The following is an 18,921-nucleotide window of genomic DNA, read 5'->3' on the forward strand; positions in this document are numbered from 1 at the left end:
GAAGCACTAGAACGCCCAAGTCGCTCAAAACACCGAATGCCTCCGCAGGAGCGCGACGCACGCGCCGCCCGGGTGGGTCAGGACTCCCCCGGCAAAATCATGGCCCTCGCCCAAATTCGAGCCCTGCGTCAAGCCAGGAGAATACAGAACGATGCAACCTACTGCCTAAACCAAGTAGTGCCAGTCGGGACGGTGTCCCTTAACATCCTTAGTGGAGCAAGAATAGCTGGCTATTTATTGCAAAGACCGAAAAGCGTGCCGATCAAAAAGTTTATATTAGTACCATACTAGTACCAAACTAGTATGCAACTAGTTTTACGGGTAGTCACAAGCTGGTCTTGACTAGCAAGATTTCAGGGGAAGAACTATCGGTCCCCTCGGCAATTGAATCTGGATTGCGTCACTGGAGGTACGTCCTGATGCGAATCGTACAACACTAGTACCAAATTAGTATCGCACCATCAGCTTCCCTTCCGCTGCCGGAGAGTTAGCGGCGCTTCCTTTCTGCAGAGCGCTGCGTCACAGCCCCAGATTTTTTAGAACTGCATGTTTGTACTAATTTAGTACCAAACCAGTGTTGTACTAAAACTATACTGGTTGTGTTGTTGGAGGTATGTCCCGATGTGAATCGTACAACACTAGTACCAAACTAGTATCGCACCATGAGCTTCCCTTCCGCTTCCGGAGAGTTAGCGGCGCTTCCTTTCTGCAGCGTGCTGCGTTACAGCCCGAGATTTTCAGAACTGCATGTTTGTACCAATTTAGTACCAAACCAGTGTTGTACTAAAACTATACTGGTTGTATGCTGGTGTAGAACCAGTTCGATATAGACCCAGTACTTTTGCGGTACTGGCTTCAAACGAAACGAATCGAGTACCAATGATTATCACCACGGGCTCACTCAAAGGGGGAGTCGGGAAAAGCACCGTCACTGTGAACGTGGCCACTGAACTGTGCAGACTCGGCCGCAAGGTCATCGTCGTCGACGCAGATCCCATAGCTACGACGTCGCGATGGATTGGGGACCGGGAAGAGAGAAGCCCCGATCACGCCCTGATTCCGGGGATCCAGAAGCGCGGCAATCTCCGGCAAACACTGCTCGAACTTGATTCCACATACGACTACGTACTAGTAGATGTAGGCGGATACGACAGTCCGGAAATGCGAACTGCAGCAACTACCTCTGATCAGCTAATTGTCCCCATGAAGCCATCCCCGCCGGATCTAGACATATTGCCCGAATTCGTGGATCTGATAAATCAGTTTCTTGACTTTAACCCAGAATTATCAGTCAGAGGACTTTTCACCCAGGCACCCACTCATTCGACCAGCCGCAAATTAGGGGACTCGAAGAGCATCCTCCTGGACTATCCTGAAATTCCCCTATTCGACACAACGCTTTACCAGCGCGCGGCCTATATGGACGTCATGCCCTTGGGCAGGGGAGTGGTGGAGTGGAGTACGTCCAAGGCAAAGGCGGAAGTCCAAGTGCTCGTTCAGGAGATGATTGCCAATGGCTAATGTGACTCCCAACCGACGCCGCCCGCCCGCCGACCCGGAGCTCGAGAAGAAAATCGAGCAATTCGGCCACGAGGCTGCCACTGTTCCGGAGCAGCGCCAGGCCTCGTTGGCGCCGGAGCTCCCGGCCTCGAAGGCCACTGTTGGATTCAACTTCAAGATGACGCCCGAGGACCACCAGAGGCTCAAGGAGCTGTGTGCCCGTGAGGAACGCAGCATCCAGTACATGCTCAACAAGATCGTCTGGCCGGCCGTGGAACGCCTGCAGAAGGAAGCCGGCCGAACCTAAGTTGTCATGCCCAGCCATCACCCCCACCATGGCAGCGCTTGGGTGGGGGATGACGCATTTCCCTTATGCGGCAGTTGGAAGTGAACCGCTTCGATCCCGTTGCCCTAATACTTGCCTTGCGGCAAACAGTGTTTCTCTCTGTGGGGAACAACCGCGGCCTCCTGGCTTTGTCTCCGGGGGGCCGCACTTTTATGCCCTGGGAGACCGATGGATAGCAGTCGCTCACCATTTTCAAGGGAACCCTGCAATTTCGCGGCCGCAGCCTCGTAGTCTCGGCCTTGGGGTCTTGGTAGTAATGGAACAGGATTGAACGCTATGTGGTTGTGCTCTCGCGGGTAGCGTGGGCCTGCAGGTGGCGGTAGAGCGTCGCGCGGCTCCACCCGACCAGGCGTGCCGCGTCTTCGGCGGTGCGCCCCTTCGCACGCGCCTCCTTCGCGATCGCGAGCTTCTCTGCTACCACCGACGGATCGGAGAGCGGCCGGCCGAAACGGGTACCTGAGGCCCGGGACGCGGCGATCCCGGCGTTGACACGGTCCACGATCAGCTCGCGCTCGTACTCGGCCAGGGAGGCCAGGAAGTTCAGCATCATCCGCCCGGTCGAGGTTGCCGGGTCGATCCCGTCCGCAATGGACCGGACGTTCACGCCGCGTTCGCGCAACAGGTTCACGGTGTTCAGCACATCGAGCAGGGAACGGCCGAGCCGGTCGACCCGCCAGACCACCACGGTGTCCCCGGCCTCGGCGTATTCCAGCAGCTTCTTCATCCCGGGACGCTCGATTGCGTTCCTGCTTCCGGAGGTGACGTCGGCGAACACGTCTCGCTTCTGCACCCCGGCGGCGACCAGAGCGTCGAGCTGCAACGCCGCATCTTGGCTCGAGGTGCTCACACGCGTGTATCCCAAATGTCTCACACCCCCATTTTGGCTCAGAAAACTCTACGCGGAAACCCATTGAGACGCTTTACGGCACGACGACTTTCCGAGACACTTGACGCCCCGCCACCCCGGGCCAGGCAGCTTGCGGATGGAGACCCGGGCCAATGGCTCAAAAAACTAAAGGTTTATGAGACATGATTCGAAGCATTGCCGAAGGACAGTGGCATGTCAGCGAACCCGAAGGACCATGACTGGCACGGCATGCTGCTCGTTCTGGGTTTGATTCTGCTGACGTTGTTGGTTGCCGCCGGCGCCCTTGACGTTCTCGGTTCGGTGTCGGGCAATCCGAGGATGGTTTCCGATGCCCTGGTTTTGTTGCCCGCTCCGATGGTGTGGGCGGTATGTAACGGGTGGCCCGCTCCGCCGGCTGCCCCGAGGCCGATGCCCATAGGCTTCCGGGTTCGGCGGCGGGGACCCTGTGCCGGTCAGGGTTAGATGTAGCTGCAGATGCGGGCGGGGTCGCAGTCCGCGGGGTCCCCGGCGGCCGCGGCGTCATGGAATTCGGCGACGGTCGCACGCAGCGCCGTGAGCTCGGCGATCTGGGCATCCAGGTCGGCGAGCCGTTTGGCCAGCAGGTCACGCACGTGGACGCAGGGGGCATGGCCGATGTCCCGCACGGAGAGGATGTCGCCAATCTGGGCCAGGCTCAGCCCCGCGGTGCGGCCACGGCGGATGAACTCGAGCCGGCCGACCGTTTCCTGCGTGTAGTCGCGGTACCCGTTCGGAGCCCTGTCGGCCGCCGGCAGCAAGCCCCGGTCCTCGTAGAACCGCAGCGTCTTGGCCGTCAGGCCGGCGGCCGCGGCGGTTTCGCCGATACGCATCATGCACCTCGTACTCCCTCTCACCTTCCAGTCTAATGGAAGGTAGGGACGGTGCGCAGGAACCGGTCTTCCCCTGCCGGCCGCACGGGGACCCGGGCCCTTCTCCACCGGAAGATCCGATCTCCGCAGGATGCGCATCCCTCACGGCCTTTCCGCTCGGGGGTCCGTCCGTCGTCCTGGCCAGCGACTGTGACGGACCTGACGCTTGACCTTCCCCCTTGGTGGAAGGTGCAGACTGGTGGAAGAACCACTGACCGGGGGCCGCCGCGTGCGGTGCCGCAAGACTTTTGGAGGAACCATGCCTGAACCAACAACACCCGATTTCGACCTGGCCGTCATCGGCTCCGGCGGCGGCGCGTTCGCGGCCGCGATCCGGGCCACCAACCTGGGCAAGCGGGTCCTCATGGTCGAGCGTTCCACCATCGGTGGGACGTGCGTGAACACCGGCTGCGTGCCGTCCAAGGCGCTGCTGGCCGCCGCCGAGGCACGCCACATCGCCCTGGATTCGGGCAGGTACCCCGGCATCAGCACCTCGGCAGGGCCGGTGGACATGCCCGCACTCATCGACGCCAAGCAGTCCCTGGTCGAGACGATGCGCGCGGAGAAGTACGTGGACCTGATCGGCGACTACGGCTGGGAGATGCGCCAGGGCAACGCCGTGTTCGCCGGCACCCAGGACAATCCGGTCCTGGAAATCACCGGTGCCGACGGGACCCGCACCACGGTCCGGGCGGCTCAGTATTTGGTCGCCACCGGGTCCGCCCCCTGGGCGCCACCGATCCCGGGGCTGGCGGACACCGGCTACCTGACCTCCACCACCGCGATGGAACTGGAGGAGGTCCCCGAGTCCCTGCTGGTGCTCGGCGGCGGGTACGTCGCCCTGGAACAGGCCCAGCTCTTCGCCCGCCTCGGGTCGAAGGTGACCATGCTGGTCCGTTCCCGGCTGGCCTCGGCAGAGGAACCCGAAGCCTCCAAGGCCCTGATGGACGTCTTCGCCGACGAGGGCATCCGCGTCGTGCGCCGGGCCGAGGTGTCCTCCGTGCGCACCGACCCGGCCACCGGCGGGATCGTCGCGACCGCGACGGTGTCCGGCGGCGAACAGGAATTCCGGGCCGCCAAATTGCTGGTCGCCACGGGACGGCGCCCCGTCACCGAGGACCTGAACCTGGATGCCGTCGGCGTCAAAACCGGGGGCCGGGGCGAGATCCTGGTCGAGAACACCCTGGCCAGCTCCAACCAGCGGATCTGGGCCGCCGGGGACGTGACCGGGCACAGTGAATTCGTCTACGTCGCGGCCGCCCACGGCTCCCTGGTGGTGGAGAACGCCTTCAACAACGCCGGCCGCGAGGTCGACTACCGGCACCTGCCCCGGGTCACCTTCACGAGCCCCGCACTGGCCGCGGTCGGCATGACCGACCAGCAGGCCAACGCGGCCGGCATCCGGTGCGAGTGCCGGGTCCTGCCCCTGGAGTATGTGCCGCGGGCACTGGTGAACCGGGACACCCGCGGCTTCATCAAGATCGTCGCCGACGCCGACACCGGGCGCATCGTGGGGATCACCGTCGTCGCCAAGGACGCCGGGGAGCTGGCCGCCGCCGGCGTCTACATCCTGGAAGCGGGGATGACCGTGGAGCAGGTCGCCAACCTGTGGAGCCCGTACCTGACCATGGCCGAAGGCCTCAAGATCGCCGCCCAGTCCTTCAGCACCGACATCTCCATGCTCTCCTGCTGCGCCTCCTGACCCCGCCCCGCCACCACGGAAGGAACCCCTGACATGACCGAAGACTTCACCGAACTCTCCGACCGCCTGGCCTCGCCCGATACCGGCCTCGAGGCCGCACTCTGGGTGCCGCTGATGCGCCTTCTCTCACGGGGCGATCCCGTGGACATCGCGGACCTGGCCGCCGCCACCGGACGCACCGTCCCGGAGGTCCACGCCGCGCTGGCAGCCGTCCCCGACACCGAGCACGACGGGGAGGGACGCATCATCGGGCAGGCCCTGACCCTGCGCCCCACCCAACACCGCTTCGAGATGAACGGCAAACAGCTGTACACGTGGTGCGCCCTGGACACCCTGATCTTTCCGGCCCTGCTGGGCGCCACCGCAAGGGTCGAATCAGCCTGCCACGCCACCGGGGCTCCGATACTGCTCAACAGCGGAGCGGGAAGCGTGACCGGCGTGCAGCCGGCCACGGCCGTGGTCTCCCTGATCAATCCGGAGGACATGAGCTCGATACGATCGGCGTTCTGCAACCAAGTCCATTTCTTCGCCTCTGCCGAAACGGCACAGCCATGGCTCGATGCGAACCCCGACGGTTCCGTCGTTCCCATCGCCGAAGCCTTACGGCTCGGCACGGCCATGGCCGGGTCCCTGCTCCACGAAACCCCGCCCGCACAGCGAACCCTCCAGGGGAAGGGCATGCACGGGTGCGCTTGCTGACAACCCGACCCGGTGGGACAGGCCGCGCCCGCCCGCGTGCATCCGATCCGATTCATGAAAGGCCGCACGCCGGCGACGGGGTTCACTTTTCACAAGCACGGGCCAAGCGCCACTCGTCATCAACGTCAGCGGAAACCGCCAAACCCGCCAAACGAACCCGTGATTTAACCGCCAAAAGAAGTTAGCGGCCACACGATGCGGGGCTGGCGTGGGTGGTCGTTCAGTCATCGAACGTTTTCTGAACGAGGGCAGCGTCCGGTCAGTCTTCGACGGGATGCGTTGCTCCCTCCCGCAGGGGCCGTAGCGTGTTGGGGGTTGGAGCGGTGAAGGCGTAGCGGCCGAGCATGTTGATGTGGGCGTCTCCGAGCGGGGACAGGCGGGCGATGTCAGTTTCGGGGATCTCCTGCCCGGCATCGCGCAGGGCCGTCACGGCGGCGTCGATGTAGCGGGTGTTCCACAGAACGGCGGCGTTGAGCACGAGACCGAGTGCGCCGAGCTGGTCTTCCTGGCCTTCGCGGTAACGCTGGTAGATCTGTCCGCGCCGGCCGTGGAAGATTGCCCTGGCCAGGCGGTGGCGGGACTCCTGGACGGTGAGTTGGGTGTTGATCGCCCGCCGGTATGTCTCGTCGAGGGGATCGACCAAGGCGAGCAGGTGCAGCGTCTTAGCGATACGCCCGTACTCGGTGATCGCCGCCCCGAACGGGTTCGGTGCCCCGTTGTCGCGGGTGAGCATGCGCAGCACGTCGTAGGCGCGTACCGTCCCGGTGACCAGCGAGGCGGCCACGCGGGTCATGTCCTCCCAGTGGGTGGTGATCTTTTGCAGGTTGATCTTGTGGCGCGCGACGTCGTTCAGGGTTCCGTAGTCGCCCGGTGCTTGTCCAGGACTGGTGGCGCGCCACAGCCGTTGGTCGGCGAGGTCTGCGATGCGAGGCGAGAACCGGTAGCCGAGGAGTGTGAAGATCCCGAAGACCATGTCGGAGTATGAGGCGGTGTCGCTGGCGATCATCTCCGGCTTGGGACCGCCGTCGAGGTTGAGCATGGTGTCCAGCACGTACAACGAGTCACGCACCGTACCGGGCACGACGACGGCACCGATGCCAGCAACCTGGTCGTTGACGGCGTTGAACCAGGTCAGGCCACGACCGTGGCCGAAGTACTTCGGGTTCGGGGCCGCGTTGACCGTCCGCACGGGAACCACGAAGCGCAGCCCGTCGACCGAGGCCAGCAGTCCGCCGCCCCACCGGCCCGCGATCGGCACCCCGGCCTGCGCCTCGATCAGTGCCGCGTTCGCGGCCGCGTGGGTTTCGGCGCGCACGTAGTTCGCCTGCACATGCCCCAGCCGGTCGCGGGTCAGTGCCGCGTGCCCCTCGGCGACCACCGGTGTCAGCCCCACGTTGCAGGCCTCGGCGATCAGCACCGCGGCGACCGAGACCGGCAGGTCGGTCATGCGCGAGCCGGCACCGGAGACGTGGGTGTAGGCGTGAAGGAACCCGGTCCAGGAATGCACCTCGAGCAGGATCTCGGGTAGGTCCACCTGCGGAAGTATGCCCGCCACCTGTGTCCGCAGCGCCGTCAGGGACTCGGGAACGTCCAGGGCATCCAGCCGTGCGACCGTGAGTTTGGCCTTGCCGTCCTCGGTCTCCGTCAACCGCACGCTTGCGTCCGGGCCAGCGTCGGTGATCGCGTCCGCCAGGCCCCGCCAGGCGGCGTCCAGCACCTCGACCTTGCCAGCCAGGTGCTCGCTCACCGGGCCGTCCAAACTCAGCGACCGCAGGGTCAGCTCCCGTGCCGCGTCCCATGCAGGGCCGGCCAGCAGATGGGCGCGCGGGTCAGCCCAGCGTTTCGAGGTCGTGGCGAACACGTCCCGGCGGCGCAGGGATGACCGCAGCAGCTCCAGCACGCACACGACCCAGGCGTCCCGGTCCACCTCAACGCCATCACCGCGACCTAACACTGCGGCTCGCCACGAGGTCGGCACGAGGGTTTCGTCGATCTCCTCCCGCCGGACCTTTCGCCGACCGCGCAGCCTGTCCACGGATGCCAGGGCGTCGAGAACGGGCTTCCCGGCAGCGGTCGCACCCCACGGGATTGTGGTGGACAACATGCGCAGGAACGGCGCCACGGTGCGGAACCGGCGTGCCATCTGCTCGCGCATCGCACCGTCGGCACCGGACTCGTCCGGCACGAGCTCGTCGACCTTCGCCACGGCCTCGGCGATCCGGTCCCGGGCAGCGACCTGTTCCAGCTCCGCCCACGCCGCGGCGACGTCGATCTGCTCATTGGACTCCCCGAGCACGCGCAACAGCCTGGCCCCGACCCGCGCCAGGACGCGGGATGCCTTCTCCAGCTCCGGCATCTTCATCAGCCGGACCGAGGCTGCGGCACGCTGCGAGGGCCTCAGGACCTTCGTGGACATCAGCAGATCGAACAGGTCCAACGCGTCATCGACGGCGTCGGCCTCCAACGCCGCCACCGTCGCGACCAGCGTCGCCGTCCGGCGTGGTTCGGCCAGTCTGCGCAACGTCTGCGCCTTCGCGCCGATCCCGTACCTCGCCAGCATTCGCACCCGTGCTGCCGGCAGGCCGGATAAGTCCACCGCACCGGTACCGAGCCTCCGCACCGCGGCAACCCGCTGCAGCGCCTTGTCCAGCTCCGGGCCAGACACCCTCGTAGGCCCTGCCCGTAACGCTTCCAACCGGCTCGCCCGCTCGCCCTGGTCAATGGTCAGCAGGCCACGCAGAACCGCCGGCAGCCCCGGATCTTCGGCAACGGCAGCCGTCGCGACGACGTCGTGCAGGCGGGCGATGGCCTGGCCACGTGCCGCTGCCACCAGCCGCGCCAGCACGCTCACACCGGGCAGCAGTACCCGCTCCCGATGAAGCCAAGCCGTCGCGTGATCGAACAACACGCTCAGCCCCTCACCGTACGTCCAGGCCCGCGAGTAGACGAACAGCGTCAGTTCTTCGGTCAACTCTCCAGCCAAGTCGCGGTACCCGTAGGCCGCGCGGATCTCGCGTGCATGCCCGTGGACCGTCGGTGCCCGCCGAGGGTAGTTCTTTACGACCGAGGGATCCGTAATCCCGAGCTGGGCTGCGAGATAGTCAACGACGCCCCACGGCACATCAAGCGAATCCGCGAGGAATGCCCCCAGGAAGCGGACCGTCCCCAGCTGCACCGCAAACCCCAACCTGTTGTGGTCACTGCGTCGAACGGTGATCAAATCCCGGTCGGCATCATCGAGATGGAAGAACCGCTCCAGATCCGCCTGCGACAGCTCACCCTTGAACCGCCCAAACCCAGCGGCCTGTTCATCACTGAGGAATTCCACCGGCACGCCCTCACACTACCGAACCGCGAGGCTCAGCGTTCAATCCTGTTCCATTACTACCAAGACCCCTCCTTGCTGGCTGCGCTGGGGCTGCTTCGCCGACAGACGAAGCTTCTTCGACCTCGGCGGCAACAGCGGCCGAGGCAACTTCTGCTCCAGCGGCAGCGGCACCGGTTGCCACGATGACCGATGCGGAGCGGGTGACCCAAGCGGAGGCCGCAGTTCTGGCCGAGCTGCCCGCTGACGTACCGATCTACAAAGGCATGACGGCCAAGGGAAGCGTCGTGAACGACACCGAAGTCTGCGTCGATCGCACCTGGCGCCCAGGAGGCGGAATTGAGCGCAAGGGCGGGAACGCAGGCTACGTGGTCGTCAGCTTCCCCGAGGTCGACCTCGGAGAGCCGCAGGACGGACTCTGCAAGAGTTACGCACCCGGGGAAGCCAAGGCGCCGGTCCCGGTTGAGGTGCCCGATGAGATCAGCAACGATCCGGGGCTTCTCGTCAGCACCAACTTCGGAGACGAGTGGCCGCTGACGGTTCCCTATGTTGTTGTCCACTGCGAGGAGATCTCGGTAGCCGGTCGGACCATGCAGGTGGCTACCCTCGATGATCCCGAGGGGAAAACCTATGCGGCGAACGGCACGGCCAAAGACCACGGAGATTATCCAGCCGTTGACCCGATCTGGGCCCCGAATCCGGATATATCTGGTTTGAAGATTGACATTGCGCCGGTCATTGATGCGGCGCTTGAGCGGTGCCAGTGATTGGCATGCTCCTCGTTGCTCATGGGTTGAGCCATACACGCCGCTAATCTGGGTGGCCGGCGACTAAGGTGGCTTCGACTCCAGCCGGGATAAAACGAGAAGGAATAGTGCCACAACGAATAGCACCAATTACCGACGTAGAAGCCCCCCTGGGTCCCACAGGCCGGCTCCAACGAATACATCGCCCACGTGGATGTGAACAGCTTCTATGTGAGTTGCGAGCGGGTCTTTGACCCGACGCTGATCGGCCGGCCGGTGATCGTCCTGTCCAACAACGACGGCTGCGCCCTCGCCCGGTCGGACGAGGCCAAGGCCCTGGGCATTGAAATGGGCGCCCCTGGTTCAAGCTCGCCCCCACCGCCCACCGCCTATAGGTACCACGCTGTATTCGTTGTCGCGCTATTCCCATTGGCTGTGTCCTGAGAGAGCTCCTGAAGCGTTCCGTTTCACGCCCGGGCACGGGACTCTTCACCGGATAAGGTCTACGGGACGGTCGACTTTCCTGTGAATCCAAGAAACTTCGTGAGTCGAAGTCAGCCAGGGTTGCGTTCCGGCAGCCGACCCTCTATCGGGACGGTTCCAATTGCCAATCCGGACAGCCCCCTTACGGGGCCCAAGGTGGTCCGCGGAAGAATCCAAGCGTGTTCATTCGCATTGTTTGTGGGGCTTTCCATCTGCTATGCCCACACGATGAATTCGGGGCGTACAGCGTGCCAGTCCGTTCTCCTGACACGCTGTACCGGACTTCGCGACGTTAATCCGTCCGAGAGAGCCCTAGCCAAGCTCTCCAAAGCCACGAAATCCTAGCGATACCCCTCTTGGGGAGGGAGATCACTAGTCAATTTTAACTCGCCAGTCGAAATTCTGACAGGGTCTCAGACTCCGGATCGATATCCGTCCTGATGGACCTGCCCGGCGTCGGCCCCGTGTCCGCGACCCAGGTGCTCATCTCGTATTCGCACCACGGGAGGGTGCGTTCGGAGGCCGCCTTTGCGGCGTTGGCCGGGGTGAACCCCATCCCCCGCATCATCCGGCAACACCACCCGGCACCGACTCAACCGCTACGGCGACCGGCAACTGAATCGGGCCATGTATACGATCGCCCGATCCCGGATGATCTACGACCCCGCAACCATCGCATACGTCGAACGGCGGACTTCCGAAGGAAAAACCCTTCGGGAGATCCACCGCTGCCCCAAACGATTCATCGCCCGCCAACTCTTCCGAAAACTACAAACCCTCTTGACTTGAGCCATAGAAGGGTCGGCGATTAGCCGGAAATACTTTAATGATAAAATGTGCGCATGAATGCAGATAAGAGAGTTTGCTCGCTGGATGTCGAGAGTCAGTACGTTGAGCTGGCTGTCGAGGTCTTTTCCATGCTGGCCGATGCCACCCGGGTGCGGATCATCCTTGCCCTGCGCGAGGGTGAAATGGCGGTCGGTGCACTGGCCGAGATGGTGGGCAAGTCCCCGGCGGCGGTCTCGCAGCACCTGGCCAAGATGCGGCTGGGAAGGATGGTTTCCACCCGCCAGGACGGCACCAGGGTCATGTACCGGTTGGAGAACGAACATGCCCGGCAACTGGTGGCCGACGCGATATATCAGGCCGAGCACGCGCTTGGCGGCGTGCCCGCGCACCACCGTGCGGAACAGGCCACGGCATGAGCATCACCCAGCGAAACGGCCATCACCCCCATGATGACCATGAGAACCACGGCCATGCCCACAAACCTCGCTCCCGTGACCATGACCATGACGGACATTTCCACAAGCACCACACGGGTTTCAAGGGTTGGTTGTTTGAGCTGTTCGTGCCACACACCCATGAGTCGTCCGATTCAATCGACGATGCGTTGGAGGCAAGCCAGGAAGGCATCCGGGCGTTGAAAATCAGCATGGTGATCCTGCTGGCCACGACGGTGCTGCAGGTCATCGTGGTGGCGATCAGCGGTTCCGTGGCGCTGCTGGCAGACACCATCCACAACTTCTCCGATGCGCTGACGGCCGTGCCGCTGTGGATTGCCTTTATCCTGGGTCGCCGGGTGGCCACGAAACGATACACGTACGGTTATGGGCGGGCCGAGGACCTTGCCGGCCTGTTCATCGTCGTGGTCATCGCCCTGTCCGCGGTTATCGCAGCATGGCAGTCGATCGATCGGCTGTTCAACCCGCAGCCACTCGAAAACCTGTGGTGGGTGCTCGCGGCCGGCGTGATCGGATTCGCCGGCAACGAGATCGTGGCGGTGTACCGCATCCGGGTCGGGCAAAAGATCGGTTCGGCCGCGCTCGTGGCCGATGGCGTGCACGCACGCACCGACGGGTTCACCTCCCTCGCCGTGGTGTTCGGCGCCGTGGGCGTGATGCTCGGTTTCCCGCTGGCGGACCCGATCATCGGTCTGCTGATTTCGGCGGCGATCATCGCCCTGCTCTTTGGGACGGTGAAAAGCATTGGCCGGCGGCTCATGGACGGCATCGAACCCGACCTCGTCGACCGCGCTCACACCGCCCTTGAGAGCACGCCCGGCATCCTGTCCGTGCCGCGGCTGCAGCTGCGCTGGGTCGGGCACCGGCTGCAAGGCGCGGCAACCGTTGTCGTCGCCGACGACTCCCTGTCGGCGGTTGAAGGGACCGTCCTGGATGCCGAGCGTCGGCTCGGGCAGGCGCTCCCGAAACTCGACGATGTGGTGATCAAGGCCATCACAGCGTCTGCAGGCGATAACGAGATCGAACCGGCACTGTGCATGCATGGCCTCCATCAATGAGACGGCCCTACCTGATGGCGGACTCGACGGCTGGTCGGAGCCTGTCGGCGAGCATTCCCGGTCATGGCAGCTTCACCGTGACCGGGGATGCATTGGCCATGATCGAGGTGTTCGGCGGCCTGCTGCATTGCTACCAGGGGCCCGGTGGCTGCCGCAAACAGGGCCTGTACTTCTCACGGACGGAACCGAAGAAGCCTATTCGATGCCTGCTCGGTGACCCGGAGCGTTTCGGCGGCGGTTCCCGCGATGGGTGGATTCAGGCGGGCGGCGAGGAAATCGTGGTCAGTGTCAGCCACGAACTGGCTCCCAAACTCGGTGGGGCCGTGCTGGATTTCGGGTCGTACAACAAAATGCAACGCTTCGTGTGGCTGTCCCTGCCGGCGGTCAAGGGACCGGCCTGTACATGCCGACGCTCCTTCGGGGCTCCGGCCGGAAGACGCTCACCCTGTCTTGATGACCAAGGGCTCGGCTTGAACGACCTCTGAAGGTGAATCCTCCACGTCTACGAACGAGGTGGCGGGTGAAGCGCGGGATGTGAAGGATTAGCGGCGTCCGGTGCGGGGAGTTTCCCACCCCCGCTGCGCACTTGGACCCCGTTGGTGCGAGACTGAGCAGACGGCGTCAGCGGGACGTTCAGGCACCTGATGCCATGCCCTGAAGCCGCCTGTCGCGAATGTTCGATGCCCCTGCACGACGCTTTGCCGTCCCTACGGGGAAACCATTCATGGCCAGAAAGCTGTCCAGCCACCCGGGATAGCCATCTGGCTAACAGGCTGTGGCCTTGCGGTTAGCTGATGATGGTCGGGCGGAGGTTTGTCGCTTGGCCCCGTGGGTGGCCAAGCGGAGGGAAATCCGCTGCTTGCAGGACAGAGATGTCCCGATGGCCCATGCATTCGTAAGAGGCCATCGGGACGCCTTTGCTTCCCTCGGATCAATATGTGGAACCCATCGAGCGCCGGGGCAACGTCATGGTCGATCCGAGTGATCCGAGTGATCCGCGGCGGAGGGGCTTGATTCGAGGTTCTCCGGCAAACCGGCGACCGGGAGGATCACCACGCCCTGGAGGTTCCATCCAGCTCAATGATTGCCTGGGTCACGTAGCTGAGCATCGTTGTCGTGATCTTGTCTCCTGGGGGACGAGGAGCGCTTTCACATGGAAGACTTGGCCCTGGCCTTGGCCCCCCTCATCCTTATCCCGGCGGACTTCGCCCACGGTTCGGCCATGAGCACGTCCAGGACTTCCCCAATCAAGGGGTGGGGTTTGCGTTGGTCGTAGGTTGTTGCTCTTTCGTCCATGAGATCCGCCACGGCGAATTTCGGGGTGCGCACCCCGTCCCGCAGGACCTCGGCGGAGTTGAAAAGTGCGGCTGCCCCGTCGAGCCGCCACCATCCAATGCTAAACAAGAATCATTAGCGTTAAATGGGATCATGACGTCCTGCGGAAACGGCCATTTCAGGAGTCCAGTCCGCGGCATGGATTGGCTCCACCGCGTCCGGCTGCAGGGCGGGTCGACCCGACAGCCTGGAACCACTTTGGCTGGCTATGGAGCCGTTTTCCGTGGCCTTGGCACCCGAACCGGTGGCCTTGACCACTGCCACCGCGATGGCAGTGGTCACCGGGATGGCCAATACCAGCCCGATGGAACCCACCAGGATCCGGATGACCTCCTCGGCCATCTGGCCGGTGGTGAGGGTGTCCATCAGGGGTCGGTCGTACAGGCTCACCAACACCAGGATCGGCAGTGCCGCGCCGGCGTAGGCGAAGGCAATGGTGTAGACGGTCGAGGCGATGTGGTCCCGCCCGATGCGCATCCCCGAGGTGAAAAGCTGCCGGGCAGTGGAATGCGGCGCGATTTCCGCCAGCTCCCAGACCGCGGAGGACTGGGTGATGGTCACGTCGTTGAGCACGCCCATGCCGGCGATGAGCAGGCCGCACAGCAGCAAGCCGGAGAGACTGAGTTCGGGCACCACCGTGCTCAGCGTCATGGCCGAATCCTCCGTGGCCCCGGTCAGCGCCGCCGCATCGGTGGCCCAAACGGCAATGGCCGCGGTGACGCCCAGCCCGAACAGCGTGCCCAACAGCGCCGTGGAGGTCCTGGCCGAGAATCCGTGGGCAAAATACAGTGCCGCGAACATGACGATGGTTGAAGTGGTCAGCCCAACCAGCATGGGCGACTTGCCCTCCAGCAGCGCCGGGATCATGAAACTGACGATGAAGAACAACCCGCCGGCGAGCCCTGCCAAGGCACGCAGCCCGCGCCACCGCGCAACCCAGCACACCACCACCGCATAGGCGATGCCCAGCAGGGCCAACGGGGTGGAGCGCACGAAGTCAACGAAGACATACGGCGCCGAGGAATCGGAGGTGTGCGACATGTCGAGGTACTTGATCTTGTCCCCGGCCACCAGGGGCCGGGACTGGGTGGTTTCCGGAGGCACCTCCAGCGCGAAGGAAGCTCCGCCGGCCTCGGGGGAGACATAGGAAACATCGCACAACAGTTCCTGGCCGCCGGCCTCGTCCATCCCCTGGGTGGAGGGACAGGTCTCGCTGACGGTCCGGGTGACGGTTCCGGTGGAAAGCTCCACCCCGCTTGCGGTGTCAAAGACATCGTTGAGCGGGGACGGGGCGATGCCGTCGCTGGGCCAGAGCACGATGGTCGCCACGAACGCCAGCACCCCCACCGGGGCAAGGAGGATCCAGAGGATGAGGTTGGCGCGTCGGCGTCGGGCCGGGTCAACGAGTACGTCGGCGTGGTGGTGTCCACCCATAAAAGGTTCAGCTCCAGATCGATTGAATGAGCGCGGTATGGCGAGATGCGGGAACATGTGGGGCCATAGCGAACAGGGAAGAAATGTGGTCGGTGGTGGATCCGCATTTCAACGGATCCACCACCACTAAAAAGGTCAGGACTCGCTACAGGGTGGAGAGCAGGCCTTCCCTGTCCTTGAATTCGGATTCCTGGGAAGAGGCGATGCTCTTGGTCAGGTGTCGTTGGATATCGGACTGCAGGCACGCCACATTGACGCCCGCCTCCGCCTCCGGCAGGGAATGGCGATAGGTTTGAATCTCTGTGCCGTCCTTGGAGCACCGCTCCTCAGCGCAGACCCATCCGATCTTTTCGTAGAAGACTCCGGCCCCAGCAACCCCGGCCGTGGTTACCAGTTCTGCCCGGAACGAACCTCCTCGTTGGGCCTGCGCGAGGAATTCATCCACCAGAAGAGTTCCCACACCCCCGCCCCGCACCGTTGGCAGCACCACGAGCGAGGTAATGACCGCCGTTGCCGGCTCGGACTTGGCGGAAGTGGCACTTGGGCTGGACGGGCGTCCCGCTATGCGACGCAGGTACGGTCGGGCCCGGGTGCGCAGGAAGTGAAGAAGCACCCGTGGACGGATGGAAAGCGCTGCAGCTCCCGAGAGCAGGAGACTCCACTTATGGTTGTTGAGAACATCTGCGACGTGGCGGATTTGGTGGGTTGAACCAATCAGGAAACCAACTTGTTGCTGTGCGACATCGTTCGTTACAGCGACAAGGGCAACCCCCTGTTGTTGGGTGAGAAAGGTTCTCATCCAGCGCTTGACGAAACGTTTTCCCAGGCGTGGGAACAGCCCGTCAGGCAAATACCGGATCATGTCAGAAGCCATTAATCGCAGGTCTTGATCCGTGGCATCCCTGACGATCACCATGGATCGCGCGCTGGGGAACAACGGGAAAATCTGGCTCATCGGGTTTCCTCGGTAAGAGTGGTGCCGTCGTAGGTGAACTTGACCAGGCCACGTTCCATGGCCATCCAGATGGAAAGGCGCCCATCTGCGGCACTGGTAGCCCCAATGGCCGACGTTTGGTCTACCTCGGCGCCGGTTCCTTGCCAGGAAAGACCGGCATCGTCGCTGAGATACACGCTTCCTTCCGGTGAAATACCAACGGCGGTCTTCTGATCCGCAAATGCGGCGGTGAGGAGTCGCGGTCCGCCACCGGGAGCCGACCAGGTTCGTCCGCCATCGATGGATCGCCACACCCCTTCCTCGGTGGTGGCCAGAACCACCGTGTCGTCGGGGCTGCCCGCCAACGCATACGGGGAAGGAGACATCGGCCCGACGTCCGACCATTCATTGCCGTCCACCGTCGACCGAAGAATCCCGTCGAATCCAACCAGCTGGTCACTCGTCGCCGTCATGGCATGGAAATCGGATTCACCCTGCCGCGAGAGGGGTATCCAGGATTCCCCGCCATCGGTCGATTTCATCAGGCCCAGGGGGTTGGGCAAATCCACGCTCGGCCCTGGATGCCCGGAAGCATAGAAGGTTCCGTCTGATGAGATGGTGAATCCCATCAGGTCGATCGGTGGGCCGACTGGTCTTGGAACGGTCTCGGTGGCGTCGAAGAGGCCGTTGTGGGTTGCGAGCAAGACCCGTTGTGTTGATTCTTCGACGCTGATGGCATGGATATGGCCATACGGATTGGCCGGTGGTTGTTCGTCTGCATTCGACTTCTGGGTCTCGCCGCACGCGGCAAGGCCCAAGATGGCGAGTAAGGCGATGGACGTCGCAGTCCATTTTCGGGAACGAGAAAATATGGGCAGAGTGGAAGACATGGTTCTCCAGGGATAACGGAGCAGGAACGGGCCTGCTGGAGTGGGCTTCGGAGGTGCCGCAGCCCACTCAAAATTCGTGGATGATGGCAGCGTGCAGTGGACGGAACATGTCAGTCGGCAGGCAGATCTTATTGGCTGACCAGAAGTAGTTCTTCTATGGCCGACAGCTCTGCCCCGTGGCGGGGGATCCCCAGCTGAGCGATGTTCGCTTCGCCAAGGTGATGCCAGGCCACAGAAAAGGGGTTTGCCGAGTTATGGTCCTAGCGGTCCAGGTGCTCGATGCCGGGCACGGAACAAGGAATGGTGCCGTGAGGGTGGCTACCGACTGACAGCGTGGTAAGCCCGATTCGACAACGCGGCAAAAGGGCAGCGGGGACCGTGAAACACGGTGATCCATGGATTGTATCCATTGCGGACAGGAGTCTTGCTCTTGATCCCGCTTCGCTGTCGAAAAAGGGCACGACAAAAGATGGTTTGGCCTCGAGGCCTTACCACTGCTTTACGTGCGACTGATCGATAGCTGAATTAGCGAAGGCGTTGTGTGTGCATGAACCCGGGGGATCCAGAAAACGGGCGGGGCAGGCAAACCCCAACCCGGCACGGATCGGCATGCCCTCGAAAAACGATGGAAAAAAAGTCCGCCGATGGATAGGGCAAGAACACATAGGCCGATCAAGGCTGACTCCACACCGCCAACGGAATCCCCCGCAAACGAAGCAGGGGTATCGTCGACCGGGGCGTGCTGAGTCAGTACTGAGAATAGGTTCGGGCCATGGGCGGAATCCAGGATGGCTTCCTGACCGATGACTCCGACCGGGGGATTATGAGTCGCATGCGAAACATGGTGATCCACACCAACAACGTGCATCCCGAGTAGGCCAAGGAACAGTGCGATCAGAATAAAAGCAGGACGAAACACCAACGGCAAGAATGCTCGGCTTTTTATCATGGCGGACTTCCTTCCCTGAAAGTGTTTCGGACAAGCTCATATGCAACATTCTGGCAAACCGTTCGGACTGTGCCACTGGGCTGCATGCCCCCGTGCCGAAATTTGCCCAGAGTCGCCCAGGCCGCTGTTGCAGCCGGAAACATCCCAACACCGGCAAGATCGTAAATAGCGAGTCAGTCCGACACCGATGCCCCTGGGTCCCTTTGTCTAGGCTAGGTTCGATCCATTTTACGATAGCTTGTGTGCGAAACGGCAATCGCAGAGACCACCGGGGAAGAACGCTGCCCTCGTAAATCTCACCACCTTATGACCTGTAGATCGCTTAGAGCACCTCAACGGATGGGCACCTTGTGGCCCTTCGGTTTTTGACGGCTTCAACGTACGGTTCTCTTCACATTTATTCAGCCGGATATTAAGCGTCGGTCCGCGCCCGAACCTGGGGTGGATCTGGCTGGACCATGGCAACGCAGAGGTCAGGAACCGAATGGACGAGAATGGACGTGCTTGGGGAACTGGCGGGA

Annotated in this window: 15 protein-coding genes and 2 pseudogenes; 10 read left to right on the forward strand and 7 right to left on the reverse strand. The window is 63.0% G+C overall.

All coding sequences use genetic code 11. From position 1 onward, the window contains the following. Positions 1 to 879: 879 nt before the first annotated feature. Positions 880 to 1,521 (forward strand): AAA family ATPase, encoded by a 642-nt coding sequence (locus tag OIU93_RS18145; RefSeq protein ID WP_149619461.1) that lies wholly within the window; start codon positions 880 to 882, stop codon positions 1,519 to 1,521. Continuing rightward, a complete protein-coding gene (locus tag OIU93_RS18150) occupies positions 1,514 to 1,807 on the forward strand; it encodes a hypothetical protein (RefSeq protein WP_264271467.1) in 294 nt (97 codons plus the stop codon). The genes OIU93_RS18145 and OIU93_RS18150 overlap by 8 nt, the downstream gene beginning before the upstream one ends. Before the next feature lie 313 nt (positions 1,808 to 2,120). Here OIU93_RS18150 and OIU93_RS18155 read toward each other — a convergent pair whose 3' ends face one another. Both OIU93_RS18155 and OIU93_RS18160 read right to left on the reverse strand, forming a co-directional pair. Further along, the gene (locus OIU93_RS18155) at positions 2,121 to 2,717 is read right to left on the reverse strand and encodes a recombinase family protein (RefSeq protein WP_264271468.1); all 597 of its coding nucleotides are present in this window, start codon (positions 2,715 to 2,717) and stop codon (positions 2,121 to 2,123) included. 455 nt (positions 2,718 to 3,172) lie between these two features. Then, the gene (locus OIU93_RS18160; protein ID WP_264271497.1) at positions 3,173 to 3,562 is read right to left on the reverse strand and encodes a heavy metal-responsive transcriptional regulator; all 390 of its coding nucleotides are present in this window, start codon (positions 3,560 to 3,562) and stop codon (positions 3,173 to 3,175) included. 298 nt (positions 3,563 to 3,860) lie between these two features. Here OIU93_RS18160 and merA point away from each other — a divergent pair, with 298 nt between their 5' ends. Together merA and merB are read left to right on the forward strand one after the other, a co-directional pair. Beyond that, the gene (gene merA, locus OIU93_RS18165; protein WP_264271469.1) at positions 3,861 to 5,303 is read left to right on the forward strand and encodes a mercury(II) reductase; all 1,443 of its coding nucleotides are present in this window, start codon (positions 3,861 to 3,863) and stop codon (positions 5,301 to 5,303) included. A 33-nt stretch (positions 5,304 to 5,336) separates the two neighbouring features. Further along, positions 5,337 to 6,002, forward strand: a complete 666-nt coding sequence (gene merB, locus OIU93_RS18170) for an organomercurial lyase MerB (RefSeq protein ID WP_264271470.1) — start codon at positions 5,337 to 5,339, stop codon at positions 6,000 to 6,002. 259 nt (positions 6,003 to 6,261) lie between these two features. On the opposite strand, the gene OIU93_RS18175 is transcribed toward merB, so the two are convergent. After that, a complete protein-coding gene (locus OIU93_RS18175) occupies positions 6,262 to 9,336 on the reverse strand; it encodes a Tn3 family transposase (protein ID WP_264271471.1) in 3,075 nt (1,024 codons plus the stop codon). Between the two features lie 176 nt (positions 9,337 to 9,512). On the opposite strand from OIU93_RS18175, the gene OIU93_RS18180 reads away from it, so the two are divergent. The 6 genes and pseudogenes from OIU93_RS18180 to OIU93_RS18205 all read left to right on the forward strand — a co-directional run bounded on the left by OIU93_RS18180 (position 9,513) and on the right by OIU93_RS18205 (position 13,343). Next, on the forward strand, positions 9,513 to 10,094 hold the full coding sequence (locus OIU93_RS18180) for a YebY family protein (protein WP_264271472.1): 582 nt from the start codon (positions 9,513 to 9,515) through the stop codon (positions 10,092 to 10,094). Positions 10,095 to 10,274: 180 nt separating this feature from the next. Next, positions 10,275 to 10,456 (forward strand): annotated as a pseudogene (locus tag OIU93_RS18185) (DNA polymerase V subunit UmuC); the annotation flags it as partial. Positions 10,457 to 10,993: 537 nt separating this feature from the next. Beyond that, positions 10,994 to 11,345, forward strand: a pseudogene (locus tag OIU93_RS18190) (transposase); the annotation flags it as partial. A 53-nt stretch (positions 11,346 to 11,398) separates the two neighbouring features. Next, positions 11,399 to 11,761, forward strand: coding sequence for a metalloregulator ArsR/SmtB family transcription factor (locus OIU93_RS18195; protein WP_264271473.1), 363 nt, complete (start codon positions 11,399 to 11,401; stop codon positions 11,759 to 11,761). 146 nt (positions 11,762 to 11,907) lie between these two features. Then, positions 11,908 to 12,858 carry a cation diffusion facilitator family transporter gene (locus OIU93_RS18200; protein ID WP_372342962.1) on the forward strand — a complete coding sequence of 317 codons (951 nt, stop codon included), beginning with the start codon at positions 11,908 to 11,910 and terminating at the stop codon, positions 12,856 to 12,858. Then, on the forward strand, positions 12,855 to 13,343 hold the full coding sequence (locus OIU93_RS18205; RefSeq protein WP_264271475.1) for a peptidase: 489 nt from the start codon (positions 12,855 to 12,857) through the stop codon (positions 13,341 to 13,343). Before OIU93_RS18200 ends, OIU93_RS18205 begins: the two co-directional genes overlap by 4 nt. A gap of 664 nt (positions 13,344 to 14,007) precedes the next feature. On the opposite strand, the gene OIU93_RS18210 is transcribed toward OIU93_RS18205, so the two are convergent. From OIU93_RS18210 to OIU93_RS18225, 4 genes are all read right to left on the reverse strand, one after another. Further along, entirely contained in the window at positions 14,008 to 14,262 is a 255-nt protein-coding gene (locus OIU93_RS18210) for a hypothetical protein (protein WP_264271476.1), read from the reverse strand. 12 nt (positions 14,263 to 14,274) lie between these two features. Next, a complete protein-coding gene (locus OIU93_RS18215; RefSeq protein ID WP_264271477.1) occupies positions 14,275 to 15,627 on the reverse strand; it encodes a YibE/F family protein in 1,353 nt (450 codons plus the stop codon). 145 nt (positions 15,628 to 15,772) lie between these two features. Further along, the gene (locus OIU93_RS18220; RefSeq protein WP_264271478.1) at positions 15,773 to 16,582 is read right to left on the reverse strand and encodes a GNAT family N-acetyltransferase; all 810 of its coding nucleotides are present in this window, start codon (positions 16,580 to 16,582) and stop codon (positions 15,773 to 15,775) included. After that, complete coding sequence (locus OIU93_RS18225; protein WP_264271479.1) at positions 16,579 to 17,451, reverse strand: F510_1955 family glycosylhydrolase; 873 nt, start codon at positions 17,449 to 17,451, stop codon at positions 16,579 to 16,581. The genes OIU93_RS18220 and OIU93_RS18225 overlap by 4 nt, the downstream gene beginning before the upstream one ends. Positions 17,452 to 18,921: the final 1,470 nt, after the last annotated feature.

It is taken from the genome of Paeniglutamicibacter sp. ZC-3, from assembly GCF_025847175.2.
Lineage (GTDB): Bacteria > Actinomycetota > Actinomycetes > Actinomycetales > Micrococcaceae > Paeniglutamicibacter > Paeniglutamicibacter sulfureus.

What these genes read in the sequence shown, in the direction of transcription:
- OIU93_RS18145 (WP_149619461.1), top strand. Translation starts at nt 880, where the DNA reads ATGATTATCACCACGGGCTCACTCAAAGGGGGAGTCGGGAAAAGCACC.
- OIU93_RS18150 (WP_264271467.1), top strand. Translation starts at nt 1,514, where the DNA reads ATGGCTAATGTGACTCCCAACCGACGCCGCCCGCCCGCCGACCCGGAG.
- OIU93_RS18160 (WP_264271497.1), bottom strand. Translation starts at nt 3,562, where the DNA reads ATGCGTATCGGCGAAACCGCCGCGGCCGCCGGCCTGACGGCCAAGACG.
- merA (WP_264271469.1), top strand. Translation starts at nt 3,861, where the DNA reads ATGCCTGAACCAACAACACCCGATTTCGACCTGGCCGTCATCGGCTCC.
- merB (WP_264271470.1), top strand. Translation starts at nt 5,337, where the DNA reads ATGACCGAAGACTTCACCGAACTCTCCGACCGCCTGGCCTCGCCCGAT.
- OIU93_RS18180 (WP_264271472.1), top strand. Translation starts at nt 9,513, where the DNA reads ATGACCGATGCGGAGCGGGTGACCCAAGCGGAGGCCGCAGTTCTGGCC.
- OIU93_RS18195 (WP_264271473.1), top strand. Translation starts at nt 11,399, where the DNA reads ATGAATGCAGATAAGAGAGTTTGCTCGCTGGATGTCGAGAGTCAGTAC.
- OIU93_RS18205 (WP_264271475.1), top strand. Translation starts at nt 12,855, where the DNA reads ATGAGACGGCCCTACCTGATGGCGGACTCGACGGCTGGTCGGAGCCTG.
- OIU93_RS18215 (WP_264271477.1), bottom strand. Translation starts at nt 15,627, where the DNA reads ATGGGTGGACACCACCACGCCGACGTACTCGTTGACCCGGCCCGACGC.
- OIU93_RS18220 (WP_264271478.1), bottom strand. Translation starts at nt 16,582, where the DNA reads ATGAGCCAGATTTTCCCGTTGTTCCCCAGCGCGCGATCCATGGTGATC.
- OIU93_RS18225 (WP_264271479.1), bottom strand. Translation starts at nt 17,451, where the DNA reads ATGTCTTCCACTCTGCCCATATTTTCTCGTTCCCGAAAATGGACTGCG.